Origin of the sequence: Paenibacillus sp. UNC217MF, assembly GCF_000686865.1 — a bacterium.
GTDB classification, from domain to species: domain Bacteria; phylum Bacillota; class Bacilli; order Paenibacillales; family Paenibacillaceae; genus Paenibacillus_B; species Paenibacillus_B suaedae.
In genome coordinates, this window is sequence record NZ_JMLT01000008.1 from 128,970 (window position 1) to 145,695 (window position 16,726).

The following is a 16,726-nucleotide window of genomic DNA, read 5'->3' on the forward strand; positions in this document are numbered from 1 at the left end:
TTATATGTCCCCAAAATCAAAATCATTCAATTCGTCAATCATGCTCGCTTCTTCCTCCTTCAACTCACCCATAAGCAGCTCTTCGGCCTGTTCGGGTTGGACGCCCCACAATTCCCCAAGCAGCTCTGCTATCATCGCCTTCTCTCTCGGATCGAATGTGCTGAATGCTCGCCGCAGGAAGACGAGTGCTCTTACAAACTCGCTATCATCAAGAGATAGAATATATTCATTCAACTGTTCCCAGAGCGTCATGCGTGACAACAGCGCATATCGATTGCGCATTGATAATCCTTCGAACCACCCCGCACCCAGCTCTGCTGGGATACCTGGGGACAAGCGGCGTGACACCTCCTCTGCACATTGCTGTGCAGAGATGACGTTGCGTTCCATCAATATGGCACAGGCAAATCCGCATAACCGTGGATTCCGATCATCCCGCTCTGCCAAGTGTTGCAATTCTTGCAGCCATAGCGCTTCATCAACCCGTTCGCTATGATCGAGTGATATGCTGTTCAACTCGTTCATAGCGATGATCATGGCATTGGCAGCCTCATCATTGCAGCTGCTGGCATCGAGCAGGAACAGACAAGCGCGGAAGAACAGCTGCTCCAGCAGCGGCAGCAATGGCGTCATATCGATACGTCTTATATCACCGTAACGGATAATTGTAGATAGGTCTCTTGCAGCCGCCGCAATCTGAACGACATCCCGACTGTCCACTGCCAGCCGCTGCAGCGCTTGGCGAGCGGCTTCCATCTGCGTCAGCATGCCGCACTCGCAGGCGACGCGGATTAGCTTGGATGCCTCGTCAATCGTTACGCAGCCATCCAGCCTCTGCTGAAGCACGTAAGCAGCAGCTACCTCAACTGTCTCCCCCAGCAATGTCGATTCGACGACTTCAATTTCTACTTCCGGCGTCCATTGAAGAACCCAATGCTCGGCCCAGGTTGCTTGCTCTTGCGCGCTCGGCTTCTGCTTCGCAAGCGATATACCAAGCAGAGTTAGCCGATGGAGTAGAAATGAGCGATTCAAGTCAAGAAATGCAGCTTCTTCCGAGCTGACACGACGATTCTCGCGCAGATCAAGCGCCAGATCGGTCGCCACGGCCGTCTTGTACTTCTCCAGCTTCAGCTTGCGCAGCCAACGGTTCAGATCATCCTGAATCGGTGTCTGGCTAACACCATCAGCAAGTGATCCAATTGCAGTTCCGATATCAATTCGCGCTAATGCTTCAGCGATGACAGACAGTTCACCGCGACCGAGCAGTGTAAGTGCCGCATCACGTAAATCCAGCAAGGTCGGCGCACTCCCTCCGTGTAAGGAGGCAAGCGATTGCGCCAGACGTACGGCTTCAATTACCTCTGCTGTTGAGCGATGCGTCCCTGATTCACGCAGTTGACGGGCAACTGCTGATAAATAATGCATGGGCAGATCAGCAAGCGTGCCGTCCAGCATGTGCTCCCACATCAACTGGAAGTAGCCAGGCGCATGATTACCCGCTCCATAACCTGAGCGTGAGGACAATCGATAATAGGAATAAGGCATCAGGGTAAGCTTCGAGCTCCGCTTCGGCAGCTGCGCCACTTCTTCATCCGTCATCGCTGCCGTTAGATCCGCCAGTGCAGAAGCATGATACGCACCGCATATAACGACGATTTTTTCAGGAGCATGGCCTGCGTTTATCGTGTCTTGGATGCTCCGCCGCATATATGCTTCTCTAATCGCGTTGTAGGCATACTCCGTGCGATCGGTCAGTCGTTCTGTCTCTTCTGTTAACAGCCGCATCTCAGCGGAAAAAGCCAATATGGAATCACGATAGGCACCCGGGTTCAAGTTGTGCTCGTAGTTTCGTTCCCAATACGTATCATAGTCAGGCTCCCCTGCCAGCTCGGCAATTCGGCCGTAAATCGAGCGCTGTTCCCCTTCCTGTATCCGTTGTTCAGATGATTCAGTCTCCATGCTGTCACTTTCCTCATCAGCAGAATCTGCGCGATGCCGTGTTTCCTGCAAAGCAAGCGTGACAGAGGATGGAAGATCGATAAATGCAGCTTGTGCGCCATGTTGCTCTGCCCATCTCATGGCTTGCAGCTCTGGCGAATAAGCGGAAAATGGCCACATGACCGGCCGCACGGGCAAGTCATCCGTAAAGGCCAAAATGGCGATAGGCGGCTTCGTTACTTCGTTCGTCAAATGACAGATGACCGGCGTCGCATCCGAGGGGCCTTCGATAAGCACAGCTGTAGGCTGTATCCGCTCCAGTTCATCCAACATATGCTTCGCGCCGCCCGGCGATAAGTGCCGAACCCCGAATATGTTCACGGCAGAAGCCGCAACCACGCTCATCACTCGTTCAGCTCCTTACAAGCCGTGTATAGTCCGCGCCATTCCGCGCCGCGCTTTTTCATCACGTTGTCGAGATATTCCTTCCAGACGAGTTTATCCTTAACATCATCCTTCACGATGGCTCCCTGGAGTCCAGCCGCCAAGTCTTCATCGCTCAGTTCTCCGCTTCCGAAGCTTGCTGCAAGCGCCATGCTGTTCGTGAGCAGGGATATCGCTTCTGCCGTCGATATGACACCCGCCGGAGACTTCACCTTCTCCTTTCTGTCAACCGTCATGCCGCTGCGCAGCTCACGGAATATGATCACAACCTTGTGAAGCGCCTCATCAGAAGGAGCAGCTGTCTGCAAATCATAAGCGGAAGCGATCTCCTGAACGCGCTTCTTCACGATCTCAACCTCGGTATTCATATCCGATGGCGTTGGCAGCACAATAATATTGAATCGGCGCTTCAGGGCAGCCGACATCTCATTGACTCCGCGATCTCTTGTATTTGCTGTCGCAATGATGGAGAAGCCCTTGCGCGCATTTACTTCCTTGCCGAGCTCAGGCACAGATATTGTCTTCTCGGAAAGTATCGAGATAAGTGCATCCTGCACCTCAGAGGCGCAGCGAGATATTTCCTCAAATCTAGCGATCCCACCAGCCTCCATCGCCCGCATAATTGGGCTCTGAACAAGCGCTTCCGGCGTAGGTCCGTTCGCAAGGAGCATCGCGTAATTCCACGAGTACCGTACATGTTCTTCGCTCGTTCCAGCAGTTCCTTGTACGACAAGACCGGAATTACCGTAAATGGCGGCAGTCAAATTCTCGGAAAGCCATGACTTGGCTGTACCCGGTTCCCCGATCAGAAGGAGTGCTCGGTCTGTCACAAGTGTTGCAATCGCCATTTCCACTAATCGTCTGTTGCCGATATATTTGGGTGTAATTGTCGTCTTTCCTGCCTTGCCTCCCGTGATGAACGTGAGCACCGCTTGCGGAGACATTTGCCATCCTGTTGGAATCTTTCCTTTGTCCGCCTTGCGTAGTGCCGCAATCTCATCCTCATACAAGCGCTCGGCTGAGAGTCGCATGATATCCTGCATTTGCTGTTGGCTCGTTGCCATCTCATCATCTCCCCTGACGTTTAATCTCGTTACACGCACCTGTCTTATAACTCTGACAATGCGCCCGCAATTCTTCAATTTCCGTGTTAGAAGGAATCAGCGCTATACCGATTCTGACGCAACCACTGCTTGCTTCTTCTCCATCTGTTCCACGACATAGCGCAGTTGTTCGCCAGCCGAATACTTGTATATAGGAAGAACCTCTGACAAGCGGGCGTGATACGAAGCTGGCAGCTCATATAAGCACGCATACACATTTCCATCAAATGTGTAACAATTCGAATTTTTTTTGTTCTCGATAGCCCCCACTAAAGCTTCCCACATTACTTCTTCAGGCAAGTCAGATCGTTTCAATCCAGACAAAATCAAGCCAGCGTACGTATTGCGGAATTCAGGATGCTGCTCCAACTTCCTCAACATAAACTTGGCGCTTATTTCGTGTCCCGGCCGTGCAAAAGCACATACGAGCTCAAGCTCATTCTGCTCAATGAACCAATCCAGCCAGCGCTCATCCCATGCAGCAAGAATAAGCGGAAGTGGTTGAATGACAATCGTGTATAGTGACATCATTCCGTTGGAATAGCTCCACTCTGCAGGCACCTCAACATATTCTCTGGACAGTACCAGTGCTTCGATTGTGGAGCACAGTTCCTTCTTCCTTCTCTGCATCTCTTTGTTCGTCTGCATCTTCCACTTGTTCCGCATCGATTCTACATAGTGATCGTACATTGCCTCTGGTGATAACAGATTGAACGAGGCGCGAACAGCATAAGACATGAAGCGTACGTCAAGATCTTCAATTTTTCGCAAATGAGCAAGTGCCTCTTCCGAATTCTCTGTCTCCATATACCAAGCGACAGTGTGGATCAGCTCCAGCCATTGGAAAGGTCTATATTCTTCATAGCGGCCCACGAAATTCGCATATACGTCGTAGAGTTCTGCGCACCGCTTCTCATGCAATGCACGAACTACATATCGGATCCTCGTCCAAGCCGCCTCCAGCTTCTTCTTATCGTCTGCTAGTTCCAACGCTGCGCTCAAATCGCGATCCAAATCCTGCACCAACAGGGCAGTCAGCTGCGGATGATCACATTCAGCTGCCGCTTCTGAGGCAAGTTCAATATCCTTGCCGGCAAACGCTTCATGCAACCGTTCCACCGCTCTGTCTGATCCATAGATCGCAAGCGTATGATACGCGGATTCCCGAATCGCCTTCTTCTTCTCTTTCGTCCATTCAAGAACTGATTCTTCATATTGGATATAGGCTGACAACAATCGGATTGCTGTCGCTCTCACTTCATCCGAGCCGGACTGTGCCGCTTCATAGATAAACGATGCCACGTCTTCTCCGCCGACGGTACCGATGACACGAAGCTTTCTCGCTTCCAGCTTGCCGCCATCGATTTGGAATGTCTTCATCAGATGTGGTACGACTTGCGATCCGTAGGAAGGAAGAATCTTATCCGTAGTTAGATCAGCAATTTCCGTATACGGGTCTCCAAGGGCTGCAATCGCGTACTGCAACAAGCGAAGATCCGCGAACATACCGTCCTCGAATGCCTGTAAGATCACTTCATAGCGTCCTCCGCCTGTTGTCGTTAGTGCTTCTTGCACCGCCGCCAGCTTGCGGTAAGACAGCTTCGTAGACAGATTGCTCGGATAGCTCTCCATGTCAGTCAACTGCCCTGCCGGAGCCGAGCTTCCCTGCGTATATAAGACGGAATGAAGGAGCATTCCAATGTCCTGCAGCGTCTCCGCTGAAGACTGCTCCTTGCCCGCAGGAGGCTCAATTAATGATGCAATTCCTTCTGCCAGCCGCTTGAAAATGGGGGCCCGCTCACCTAGCTGCTGGAACTGCGGAAGTAGTCGTTTTAGACGGAAGTCGCCGACTGCCAAATCACTGCCTGCAATATACAGTCGCCGTACTTCTTGATGAAGCTCTTGCAACAATGCTGTACTCATGGCCAATCCTCCTTAATACATGAGACGGATCATTTCCGCATCCTTCATTATTGTTAATGGCTGTGCAAGCAATCGTCCGCTTGCAAGTCGGTGCTCGAACATGACCAGCATCGAAGCATCCTTCGTCCAATCAGCAGGGAGCAGCGGGAGCAGAGACACTGTGGAATGATGAGAAGCGCACACATCATCCAGCACGATCTGCTGGCCCGCTTCATCCAACAATACATATTCATTCTGATCTGTCTGCTTTATGTCTGACACATGAAGGAGCATCACTGGATTTTTATCGCCGAGCGGATTTTTCAGCTGATTTTTCACTTTCTTGAGTACATCAGCATACGAACGCTGTGCATGTGCGGACAAGCATTCCACATCTTCCGCTCCTACTACTCTAGTAATCAATTCATCCCAGCGTACTCTGCGATTCATCTCTCCCGGATATCGATAGAGCGTCTTCACTTGTGCAACATCGAAGAAGCTATCATCTGCACGCATTTGCTTAGCCGCCTTATACGGACGATACTGCATCGTGCGATGAATATCACCAGTTTCTCTCTCCATCCAATAGCCCTGATCGACATATTCTTGTCGAGCTTGATCATCGTAGCTGAGGAAGGAGAGTTGAATAAGCTCCACATTCTCGCTCATCAATCCGCATTCTTTCAATTCGTTAAGCTGCCATGCATGACCCAGCCACTCTTCTACGGTGCTCTCGTGATCCAGTGCCAGTTCCGGATCATCCAGCTTCGCAGTCAGATGGCTCCGCCCCTTCTTAATGAAGGCATGTAGGAGAGTCAACTGCTCCATTACATTGGTATAGATGGTTTCTCGATCTTCATCACTCGATAAATATAAGGCCAGTCTGCGTAGTTCATTCTGCGCTCCAGGCAAATAGTGATTCCCTAGCTGCTTGGCATGATCCTGAATCATCTTAATCGTCTTCGTATCAATCGTACCGATGCCCCCACGCACGAGCGACAGCACCAGCTTCTCTAACGTCTCCAGTCCGTCCAGCTGTGCCTGAACTTTCTTCTTCAGCGCGGACTTGTTTACTTTCTTCGGCTTTGGCTCAGCATCATCCGCTGCTTGCTGCTGCTTCTTCTCTTCGCGTTTCTCGGCCTTCTCCCGCTTGGAGAGGATATCCTCAGGCACAGGCGCTGTTGCGAACTCCCCTCCGCCTACATAAGCATATAGCAGCCCAAGCGCATGCTTGCATGGCAGCTGCCTGCTTGGACAGGAACAGCGCAGAATTGGCTTCTCAGGCTGGATGAAGTCTGCCGAGCATTGATAATTCGATTTGCCGCTGCCCGAGCATTCCCCAAATAAGAGTGAACCGTCCTCTGAGCGGTTCAACTGTACGAAGCTCCGCTTTTTCACGAGCCCCTGTCCATTCTTGATGGCTGAGGCGTTCGGGGCAAGTGAATCTACGTATGACTCTGTAATTTCGATCATGTTGATTCCTCCTATCTGTCCAATGTCAACTATCCTTTTTATGTACTCGATTCCTATTCATACAACCATTTGCCAAAGTAATGCTCAACCGCATGATCGGAATACCCATCCACTCCACGCCAGTTTACAACAGCGAAGAAGTCGTTTTTCCCACCCCTGCCTGGCCTGTTCTCCGAACCAGCTCGCAGCACACCCGCATAAGACAAAATTTCCATCATCACATCGCGTTCCTGTTTATTGGATGGCAGCACATTGCTTAAGTTCTTCTCCAATTGACGCGCAGCATCGCTAGGCTGGCAGCTTTTTATCGCGGTCAGCATATGTTTGAGAATGGTCACATCCTCTTCCGTAACGTCAACTGTCCCTTCTGCTAGGAGCTGTTCCAGATCTAATAGACAATATAGGATATGGTTAAGACGAACGCCTCCCCATTTCATCCGCTCGAAATTCAGAACATTGATATCTTCATTCGTATAGGATTCAAGAACGGCAATCCCGCTCTTGTCACATTCATAGCAATCCCCATACATCGCGTATGTGCTGCTCTTGCATCTACCGATATTGCTCTCAAATGGATGGGGTAGCAAACTATGTGTTAGTGCCCAACTGGAGAGCGCACTTCGCAAATGCACCTTACGCGTAGACAGGCTGTGCAGGAAGGCTTGTGCCACCATCTCCTTCGTAATCAATTTATGCAATTCTACGATACGCAGCACACATTCATCGTGACTCATTGTCACGGGATCGAACATCAGACCTTTGCCCTTAGCGTACTCGAAATCCTCCCCAGCGAACGTTATCGTACGAGTATCTTTCCATCCCGCACTGCTCCAAAACGTTTTCATCAGTATCTGCTTCGCCTTCTTGTCCACTCCGTCCTCCTTCAAATTTACCGCATTCGTGTCATTTTGATGAAAATTTGCGAACATACGTTTCCTTTGATTGTGAAAAAAAACGCCGAAAGCAGTGCTTCGACGAATCTCTTCTTCATAATAACGAATTTATAAGCTCACAGAACAGGTCTCTTAGTCCCATTCCTTTCGTTTCTTCATTGCAAATTTATAGGAATATAGTACCACCTGCATATTCAGAACTACTTACAGATTGTTCTCGCGAGTGCGATCACAGCCATTATGCCCCTCTCCAATAGCTTACCTCCCCTAGTGGATATAAACAGTTATAGTACGTGTTGACCTGCGATTTCTTCCAGTCTATAAAACATGAATAATCCCCTCCAATATTATTGGAGAGGGATCATAAAAGTAAAATTCCTTCGTTTCTACTCTATCGGTTCATGCAACCATGAGATCATGATATCGTCTGCCCTCGAGCTTCATCCCAAGCAGATTTGAAAGCTGCAATGCTTGGAAATCGTTGTTCTCTATCCTGCTGAACGGCTTGCAGAGCGATCTCATACAGCACTTGTCCCGCTTCCCAGCGTTCCAAAGCGTGATTTCGTTCCCCACCTAACAGTCCAAAAGCAATGGCTCCTAAATTATACACATTCGTTCGGGAATCGATCAGCGCGCCTAATTCGTATTCCTCTGGCGATTTGGATCGCATCGCTCCCCAGAATTGTTCCCCGATATCATTGATAGCAGGAGATCTCCGATAAAAGTCGATATCACAAATCTTCGTTCGATTGGTTATGAAATCATATAAGATACTTCCATCATAAAAGTCTACAGCCACATATCCCTGTGCCTCCACATGCTCATGAAATGAGAAAATGACATCCAAAGAGTTCAATCTCTGCTGCATGGATAGGTGACGGTGGCGATAAAATGGAGATCTTGGATCATGGTACTTTGCTGGTGGCGGGAATGACCAGTGAGAATGTAGACATTCCCCTTCGAACCACTCAAATACGCCTGCATATCCACCACCCTGAACATCAAAGTGTTCCACGAGTTCAATCAAGTTCGGATGCTTCAGTTCCGTATATAACGGAATCGCCGCCTTTAACCGCTCGATGGCAGCTTCCGGCTCGCCCATATACTCCTTCGTTCTAGCACCTGCATATTTAATAAATCGCTTGCGTCCTTTTTGCTCAACGCCAAACGCAATATTCCCAGAATCCTGCTCGTCGAATACGCAGAATGCATGTCCATACTTGTAAATCCAATCGAAAGAATGAGCTTCCTTGAGCTCAAATGATACATTTCCTAGCTGAAGCGTTACAGAAGTGAATGATTGTGTTGTCACGATGCTTCCCCTCTCATCCTATCGGGGCTGCCGCAGTTTCGTGGGCTACTTATGCGTTGACCCCATCTCGTTGATACACCCAATTCATATTCGTCATTTTTGCCATAGCACAACGCCTCCTTCACTTTTCACGTTCCACCACCGTATCACATTCATAAACCGCGTACAATAGAAATCCGATTAGGATTGCTTCCTTTCTATCACAACATCGTTGTACGCTCTCAACGGCCTGTCCTCGAAGAAATCGATAATCATCTCATTGAAAATATCTCTGCGCATTGTGCTCAGCGGATCATAAGCATCTCTGAACAAGGCAAGAGTTGCATGATTAATATGATTATAAATGGTACGAGACCCTTTCCCCTCGTCAATACCAGTCATTATCTTTCTTTCTCCTCCCATGACTAAAGCTGGTGACTGAATGCGGTACATTTCATTCGTATGCGTCGGGAAAGGAGCCGTCTTCATAGCAAGGAGCATCTTCTTATCAATTGAGAAAGAATTGCGTAATATTTGCTGTGTATATGGATCATCCTTATAAAACTTCATCATGAGATTCACGATCGTACGGTAAGGAAGCAGGCTGAAAAGAAAATTGGAAATGGACAGCACCCAGCCTGCTGCAACCGTCGGCATTTCACTATAGCTGTTCGATATGACTAGCTTATCTATATATTGTGGATACCGGATCGCAAGCAGGGTCGCCAATTGTCCGCCCTGCGAGACACCGATGACATGTACTTTGTTCAGCCCAAGCTCATCCAAGAAACACTTCAAATCTTCAACAATCACGTAATGATCATATTTGCCTTCTGGAAATTCCTTAGTAGAATCGCCATGCCCCCTATAATCCGGCATTATCATGCTGTACCGTGCTGAGAAGGCTTCGAATTGCGGTTCCCACATTCGCCATGATGATCCACTGCCATGTAGGAATAAGACAGGCAAACCCTTCCCCTTACTCTCATAATGCATGAGCATCCCATTCACAGCTGCCTTCGGCATGATGTTGTCTCCCCCTAGTTATGACTGTCCTTATGTTGACGTTGTTCCTGCCACTGAACTAGAATTTGCTTCATTTGGTGGACGACAAAATCAAAAAACTCGATGCTTTCATCCATTTTCATTTTTGCTTGTTCATCCGATGCGATGGACTTCGCCCGCCTCACGTAATTCCCCATCATTCCCCCTTGCGCAATGCTCGTATGCAAAATCGATGTCCAAGCATCCGGATGCAGTTCGTAGTAATCCCGTTTGCTTCCAGGGATACCTACTTTGCGAAATAAGGATACTTGAACCCCTTGACGGACAGATAAGGATGCTGTGCCTTTACTAATCTGCAAGTCCAGCACCATTTGATCAAGCGAACGCGGTTCTCCTGCTAGCAGCAGATAGCCCCATATTTTCCCGAGTGAGCGCGCACCCCCTGATGATTCGATATACGTTCCGAAATCCTCGATCAAAGACTGCTGAGCATCGTTCAACTTGAAATTCCCCATGACAACACCCTCTAATGTTTAATTAATTTAATATATATTAAACACAGAAAACAAAAAAATTCAATCTTCTTTTTCTTTTTTCGACGTAACAATCATGAGTGAAGAAAATATCTGGTATAATTCATAAAAATAAAGGTGAAACAGTCCATTGCGCGATAAGAACTCAAATTAGATAAATACAAATTAGATAAATAGACTGATTGGGGTGAATGTTATGAAATCCGAACTGCGAGCGATTGATTATTCGCATCCCAATAAGCGCAGTATGGGGTATACCATTTTATTGATTCTATCGTTGTTTCTCGTATCTACAAATTTGCGAGCCGCAATTACGTCCATTTCCCCGCTGCTGGAAGACATTCAGAAAGATTTGGGAATGAACGGGATGTCGGCTAGCCTGCTAACGACCATTCCACTGTTCTGCATGGGAATATTCGCTCCTATGGCGGCCAGCTTGAGCGATCGATTGGGAATGGAAAGAGCGATCACCGTGTGCATCGGACTAATCGGCATCGCGACGGCCGCTCGCTTCTTCGCGTCACCTCCTTCCTGCTCTTGCTTACCGCATTGCTTGCCGGTATCGGGATTGCGGTTGCCGGTCCGCTGATCTCTGGTTTCATCAAGCATCATTTCCCTGCTCACGCCTCATCGATAGTCGGCGTCTATTTAACCGGCATGGGCATCGGCGCTTCGATCAGCTCCGCCTTCGCGATACCGATTGAGCGTGCCGCACACGGATCATGGAGCACGGCGCTTGGCATCTGGTCCATTTTCGCGGTTATCGGGATACTTGCGTGGTGGCCGATTATTCGAAAGCATGCGTCAACTGACCATCACGACGCATCGTCTCGCAAGCAATCGAGCAAGCTTCCGTGGAATAATAAGCAAGCATGGCTATTCCTCATTATTTTTGGACTGCAATCCGGCATCTACTACACCGCTGCTACCTGGCTTGCCCCCCGTGCTCAGGAGATTGGGATGGATGCGGCAACTGCAGGGACGCTAGTAACAGTATATTCGATCATGCAGATGATCGCAGGCTTGGTGACGCCTCTTATGTTGAATCGTACCACTTCTCGCAAGTCATGGCTGTTAGCCTTTTCCATATGCAGTCTGGCAGGATGCAGCGCGCTTTCTTATTTTCCTGCCGAGGTGAATCCATTTCTGTCGGCAGCAGTGATGGGGATTGGAGCGGGCGGCCTGTTCTCGATTGCGTTAATCCTGCCTCTCGATGTAACAAGCACTTCGCGCGACGCAAGTCTATGGACGGCCATGATTCAGTTCGGCGGATATTTGATAGGCGGATTACTCCCCTTGGTTTCCGGAGTCTTTTACGACATCGGCGGAAGCTATCAAGCCTCCTTTCTCACTCTAATCTTCACCAGTCTGATTCTTATCGCGGTATCCGTATTCTACCGCGGCAAGCGGTACACACATTATTCGCAACAATAAGACGGTTGCTCTTCCATCAAGAGGAGCAACCGTCTTATTGTTGATTATCGTACCCTTACCTGCATTATTCTTCCTTGTCCACATCGATATCTTTCACTTCTTCAGGCAGTTCCTTCGAAGCACCAGGTACATCACGTTGCTTGTAGCGAATATCTTCCGATGAGTAAACGCCAATATGTACGGTTCCCCCGTTGGCAAAGGCTCGGATCAATATCGGTTGATTGTAAATATTATGGAAGGTAAAGTCGGGTCCATTCCAGCTTACCGTTGCATCACGACCAGGCGGTACATAGGTTACATTCCTAGAGTGAGAGTAGCGCTTCACAATCTGTAGCCCTGCGCGGTCGACAGCGTTGAACAGGGTGGATGATATCTGACATATGCCGCCCCCTATTCCTTCTGACAATTCCCCCTTCACGATGATAGGCGCACGCACATACCCTCTCTCTTGCGTGCGCTGCCCAACAACTTCATTAAAGGAGAACGTCTCTCCTGGAAATAGGACGTGATTGTTAATCGCCTCTGTAGCAAGCTTTATATTCATAGAACGGTTTTTATTGTTCGTATTATAGAAGGTTGTGTAATGACCAATTTCCTTCTCACGAATATGCGATAGGAGTTCACTGTCTACTTTTGGATAGACAATCTGCATCGGCACCTCTATCCTCATCGAACCGCTGTTGACGATGTATTTATAAAACTGCTCGATAAATGCTTCTCGATCCAGCCTCATTCCATTTTTCTCGGGAATAATCCCACCATAACCATTCAATGCTGCATTAATCGGAGCAATGGCTACTTGGCGATCTATCGCTTTCATCAGCTTGTCTAATTGTTGCTCGTTCACAATAGCAGCACCAGGAAGTAAATAATCCGCACGGTGAGCAGATGCAATTTGTTGGCCATGATGTCCAATAAGGATTGGTTCCGATACGGTTGGCCGTGGGAGCAGCAATAGCACTAACCAGAGAAGTTGCAGATACATATTATTCTCCTTTATGACAATTCCTCATCCTTGAGGCACATCTGAACCCATTCCACTTGCATGAAATAATTGCCGCTACCTTATCCTTTTCTTATTCCAAACGATATATACATGCTCTACCAGTTCGCGCTGAGTTTTGCATTTTATGACTGTTATTTTCATGAGTTTGGTCACTTTATTGTTCATGTTTCATGAAAATGATATGATATACATACGTAAAGTTAGTACTAACCTATAGACAGAGAGGATTTGTTGCATGGCTAGAGTTCATAAGAAAATGTCCGTTCTAGACATCTTGAAGAGATTCATCTTCATCACGTCTGGTGCAATTCTAATGGGGGTCGCGTTGGAATTGTTCCTCGTCCCTAACAGTGTGATCGATGGCGGAATAACAGGTATCTCCATCGTAATATCCAAGCTAACCGGAATTCCGCTAGGCGTGTTCATCTTCCTTATTAACCTTCCGTTTCTCATCATCGGATACAAGCAAATCGGGAAAACATTTGCATTTTCCACCTTGTACGGAATCATTGTCATGTCTGGAACGACATTTTGGCTGCATCCTTACAGCGCATTCACGAATGAGAAAATCTTGGCGGTACTGTTCGGTGGCTTTATTCTCGGTCTCGGTGTTGGTCTCGTTCTTCGCTTTGGCGGATCACTAGATGGTACTGAAATCGTAGCCATTCTCGTGTCCAAGAAGACTCGGGTGCCAGTTGGTCAAATTATTCTCATTATCAACGTATTCATCTTTATCATAGCTGGATTCGCATTCGGCTGGGATTCAGCCATGTACTCCATCTTTACTTTCTATATTGCTTCGAAGGTGATGGATATCGTCGTTGAGGGCTTGAATGAGTCGAAGTCGGTAACCATCATATCGCAGGAATATGAGGAAGTATCAGAAGCAATTCAGAGCCGCTTGGGTCGAAGCACGACCTTCATCTACGGCAGAGGCGGTTACAGCAAGGAAGATACCCAAATTATCTATTGTGTCGTTACCCGTCTGGAGCTAGCGAAGCTGAAGTCTGTTGTCCAAGAGATTGACAGCAAGGCGTTCATCGCGATCGAAAGTGTATCGGATGTACTCGGCGGCAACTTCCAGAAGAACGATATCCACTAATCACAAATCCCCTGCATGTCTCAGCGCTTCGCTGACGTATGCAGGGGATTCTCTATTTTACATCCCTAATTAGCTTGTGTAGGCACGGTACATGGCATCCAGCAACGTATGCGTATGGTCGCAGCTATATTCCCAGAACATAACGCCAGCAATTCCCTGCTCCATCACATACTTGCACTTGTGCGTTAAGGATTCTGGATCGTCATACGTAATAAAGTTATGTCCGTCGTACAAATATGGAGATTTCGCTTCCTCATCCCAATGACGAACGAATCCATTCTTGTTGATATACTCCGCAACCAGCTTCGTATAATCAGGTCCATACCCACCCGATCCAGGCGCCATTTGCAAGTAGCCATTATTCGTATTCGGCACATCCTTCCACATTCTTGAATAGAAGGCAGCACCGATGACAATCTTCTCTCTAGGCACTCCTGCAGCAGCGAATAAACGTACAGATGCATCTACGCTAATGCGGAACAAGTCGCCAGTCGATGTGTACAAGTTCGTGTGATGACCGGTCAAGGTTTGGAAGCCGCCGCGCATATCGTATGTCATGAGCTGAATGAAGTCCAAATACGAATGGATCACATCCATTTCTGTACCATCGATATAGTATTGGTCTGCCCCTGCTGCAATCGTCAGCAGATAGTGTTTTCCGTCTGCTTGCCCCTTGGCGTCAAGCACCTCGCGCAGTTCCTTGAGAAGCAAGGTGAAGTTCTGCTTATCATTCGGGCTGGAAGCAATTCCTGCCTCCGAATAGCATGGGTACTCCCAGTCAAGGTCGATGCCATCGAACGGTGCTGTCTCTAAGACTCGCACTGCAGACTCTGCGAACAGCCGTCTTCCTTCTGCTGTCGACGCAGCCTCAGAGAACCCGCCTGCACTCCATCCGCCCACAGACAGTAGAATGAGCAGCTCAGGGTTGTAAGACTTCAATACTTGCAATTGAGACAAATTCTGCAAATGATCAATCGTAATGCGGTCGTTCTTCACATGACCAAATGCCACGTTCAAATGAGTTAGTTTCTTCGCATCTTCTGCTGTAACATTCGGCAGTACAGGATCACCTGCATAACCCGCTAAAATCAGCTTGTTGCTGCTCATGCTGTCGTCTTCCTCTCTACGTTGTGTTCTCTATGATTGCAACTCCCTAGTTGTGTGTAACCACGGCACCGGAACCGCCGTACATATCCAGTTCGCCTTCCAGTTCAATCTTCAATACCGTTACATTCTCATGCGCATCTTCCTGCGTCATATGTATCCATGTTGTACCCGGAATATTGAACCACGGCACACCGCCTTGAATCTCATAAGTTAATTCCTTGCCAGAATGAAGCACCGTAATCTTTTTAATTTTGTTCGAGAGACCTTTTAAGCAAACGCTTTCTTTCGGATCATCATATACGAACAAATATAACGTCTGACGATCCTTGGACACGGTACTGCCGCCCAAGTAATAACGAGTATGAATGCCTTCATCCGTCTCATAAATAGCCTCTTCATGCGTCCGAATCCAGTTGCCCAGACCAATGAGCGTCTCTTCCTGACGCTGCGGAATTGTTCCGTCCTCCATTGGCCCTACATCCAACAGCATATTCCCGCCCATCGTAATGCAGTCACAGAACATTCGGATAATTTGATTCAATGTTTTATAATAATCATCATCGTGCTGGTAGCCCCAAGAGCTGTTAATGGTCGTGCAGAACTCCCATGGCCCTACTGGTCTTGTAATTGGCAAGCCCTGTTCCGGAGTCTTGTAGTCCCCATGCCCTTGAAGCCTGGAGTTAATGATAAGCTCAGGGTTGAACGATAGCAGGTAATCCTTGAACGCTGGCAAATTCCACTGTTCTGCGCTGCGTTCCCAATCCCCGTCGAACCACAGCAGATCCACCTTGCCATAGTCAGTAAGCAATTCACGCAATTGATTGTTATTGAATTCAAGGAAGCGCTGCCATGCCTCTTCATCCTGTACACCATCGGTCGGACTGCAGAAGCGGTTCACCTTGCTCAAATCCTCAGGCACCTTCCCGCCTTCGTACACACTTGCATAATCCGGATGTGACCAGTCTATCAAGGAATAGTACATACCAAGCTTAATACCGCGATCTGTAAGCGCCTTGGCATACTCTTTGATCAGATCACGCTTGGCAGGCGTCTTCTTCACAACGTTCAAGTCGCTGTACTTCGTATCCCACAATGCAACGCCATCATGATGCTTCGTTGTCAGAACTGCATATTTCGCGCCAGACTTCTCGAAGAGGTCTGCCCACTTGTCTGCATCGAACTTGCTTGCCGTAAACCCATCGAGCTGCTTCATGTAGTCTTCATACGACACTCTTCCATTATAGAAAGACCAGGATTCTGAAATCCCATCGACCGCATAAATGCCATAATGAATGAAAATCCCAAGCTTCGCTTTCTCAAACCACGGTTGTACCATTGTTGTGCCCTCCCATATTCTAGTTGTACAATTCGTATTATCGCACACTTTGGCAGAAAAGTGTTAGCGAAAACATTCCGCGCCACACCTAACTTTTTCACAGTTAGATGTGGCGCGGAATCCAAGTGGCAGACACGCCTTATTTGGTTGTTTAAGCCT

Annotated in this window: 14 protein-coding genes; 3 read left to right on the plus strand and 11 right to left on the minus strand. The window is 48.2% G+C overall.

Annotated elements, in window-relative coordinates:
* The 8 genes from BP95_RS0104090 to BP95_RS31740 form a co-directional block, all read right to left on the minus strand.
* Positions 1-2,343 carry a DUF5682 family protein gene (locus tag BP95_RS0104090; RefSeq protein WP_028531464.1) on the minus strand — a complete coding sequence of 781 codons (2,343 nt, stop codon included), beginning with the start codon at positions 2,341-2,343 and terminating at the stop codon, positions 1-3.
* Positions 2,343-3,446 (minus strand): AAA family ATPase, encoded by a 1,104-nt coding sequence (locus tag BP95_RS0104095; protein WP_028531465.1) that lies wholly within the window; start codon positions 3,444-3,446, stop codon positions 2,343-2,345. Before BP95_RS0104095 ends, BP95_RS0104090 begins: the two co-directional genes overlap by 1 nt.
* Before the next feature lie 102 nt (positions 3,447-3,548).
* A complete protein-coding gene (locus BP95_RS0104100) occupies positions 3,549-5,408 on the minus strand; it encodes a HEAT repeat domain-containing protein (RefSeq protein ID WP_021253615.1) in 1,860 nt (619 codons plus the stop codon).
* A 12-nt stretch (positions 5,409-5,420) separates the two neighbouring features.
* Positions 5,421-6,860, minus strand: coding sequence for an SWIM zinc finger family protein (locus tag BP95_RS0104105; RefSeq protein WP_028531466.1), 1,440 nt, complete (start codon positions 6,858-6,860; stop codon positions 5,421-5,423).
* A 53-nt stretch (positions 6,861-6,913) separates the two neighbouring features.
* Positions 6,914-7,732 (minus strand): hypothetical protein, encoded by an 819-nt coding sequence (locus tag BP95_RS0104110; protein WP_028531467.1) that lies wholly within the window; start codon positions 7,730-7,732, stop codon positions 6,914-6,916.
* A gap of 436 nt (positions 7,733-8,168) precedes the next feature.
* A complete protein-coding gene (locus BP95_RS0104115) occupies positions 8,169-9,068 on the minus strand; it encodes a serine/threonine-protein kinase (protein WP_028531468.1) in 900 nt (299 codons plus the stop codon).
* A gap of 177 nt (positions 9,069-9,245) precedes the next feature.
* Positions 9,246-10,070, minus strand: a complete 825-nt coding sequence (locus BP95_RS0104120) for an alpha/beta fold hydrolase (protein ID WP_028531469.1) — start codon at positions 10,068-10,070, stop codon at positions 9,246-9,248.
* Between the two features lie 14 nt (positions 10,071-10,084).
* Complete coding sequence (locus tag BP95_RS31740; protein WP_051613985.1) at positions 10,085-10,564, minus strand: GbsR/MarR family transcriptional regulator; 480 nt, start codon at positions 10,562-10,564, stop codon at positions 10,085-10,087.
* A 214-nt stretch (positions 10,565-10,778) separates the two neighbouring features.
* Between BP95_RS31740 and BP95_RS32895 the strand changes: the two genes are divergently transcribed.
* Positions 10,779-11,171: an MFS transporter gene (locus BP95_RS32895; protein ID WP_155987189.1), complete on the plus strand. Its 393-nt coding sequence runs from the start codon at positions 10,779-10,781 to the stop codon at positions 11,169-11,171.
* Positions 11,057-12,016 carry an MFS transporter gene (locus tag BP95_RS29500; protein ID WP_139170709.1) on the plus strand — a complete coding sequence of 320 codons (960 nt, stop codon included), beginning with the start codon at positions 11,057-11,059 and terminating at the stop codon, positions 12,014-12,016. The genes BP95_RS32895 and BP95_RS29500 overlap by 115 nt, the downstream gene beginning before the upstream one ends.
* 64 nt (positions 12,017-12,080) lie before the next feature.
* Here the strand turns inward: BP95_RS29500 and BP95_RS0104135 are convergent, their stop codons facing one another.
* Positions 12,081-13,001, minus strand: coding sequence for a VanW family protein (locus BP95_RS0104135; protein ID WP_028531470.1), 921 nt, complete (start codon positions 12,999-13,001; stop codon positions 12,081-12,083).
* Between the two features lie 256 nt (positions 13,002-13,257).
* On the opposite strand from BP95_RS0104135, the gene BP95_RS0104140 reads away from it, so the two are divergent.
* The gene (locus BP95_RS0104140) at positions 13,258-14,124 is read left to right on the plus strand and encodes a YitT family protein (protein ID WP_021253633.1); all 867 of its coding nucleotides are present in this window, start codon (positions 13,258-13,260) and stop codon (positions 14,122-14,124) included.
* Positions 14,125-14,193: 69 nt separating this feature from the next.
* Here the strand turns inward: BP95_RS0104140 and BP95_RS0104145 are convergent, their stop codons facing one another.
* A complete protein-coding gene (locus tag BP95_RS0104145; protein ID WP_021253634.1) occupies positions 14,194-15,231 on the minus strand; it encodes a glycoside hydrolase family 18 protein in 1,038 nt (345 codons plus the stop codon).
* Positions 15,232-15,277: 46 nt separating this feature from the next.
* Positions 15,278-16,567, minus strand: coding sequence for an alpha-L-fucosidase (locus tag BP95_RS0104150; protein ID WP_021253635.1), 1,290 nt, complete (start codon positions 16,565-16,567; stop codon positions 15,278-15,280).
* Positions 16,568-16,726 lie beyond the last annotated feature (159 nt).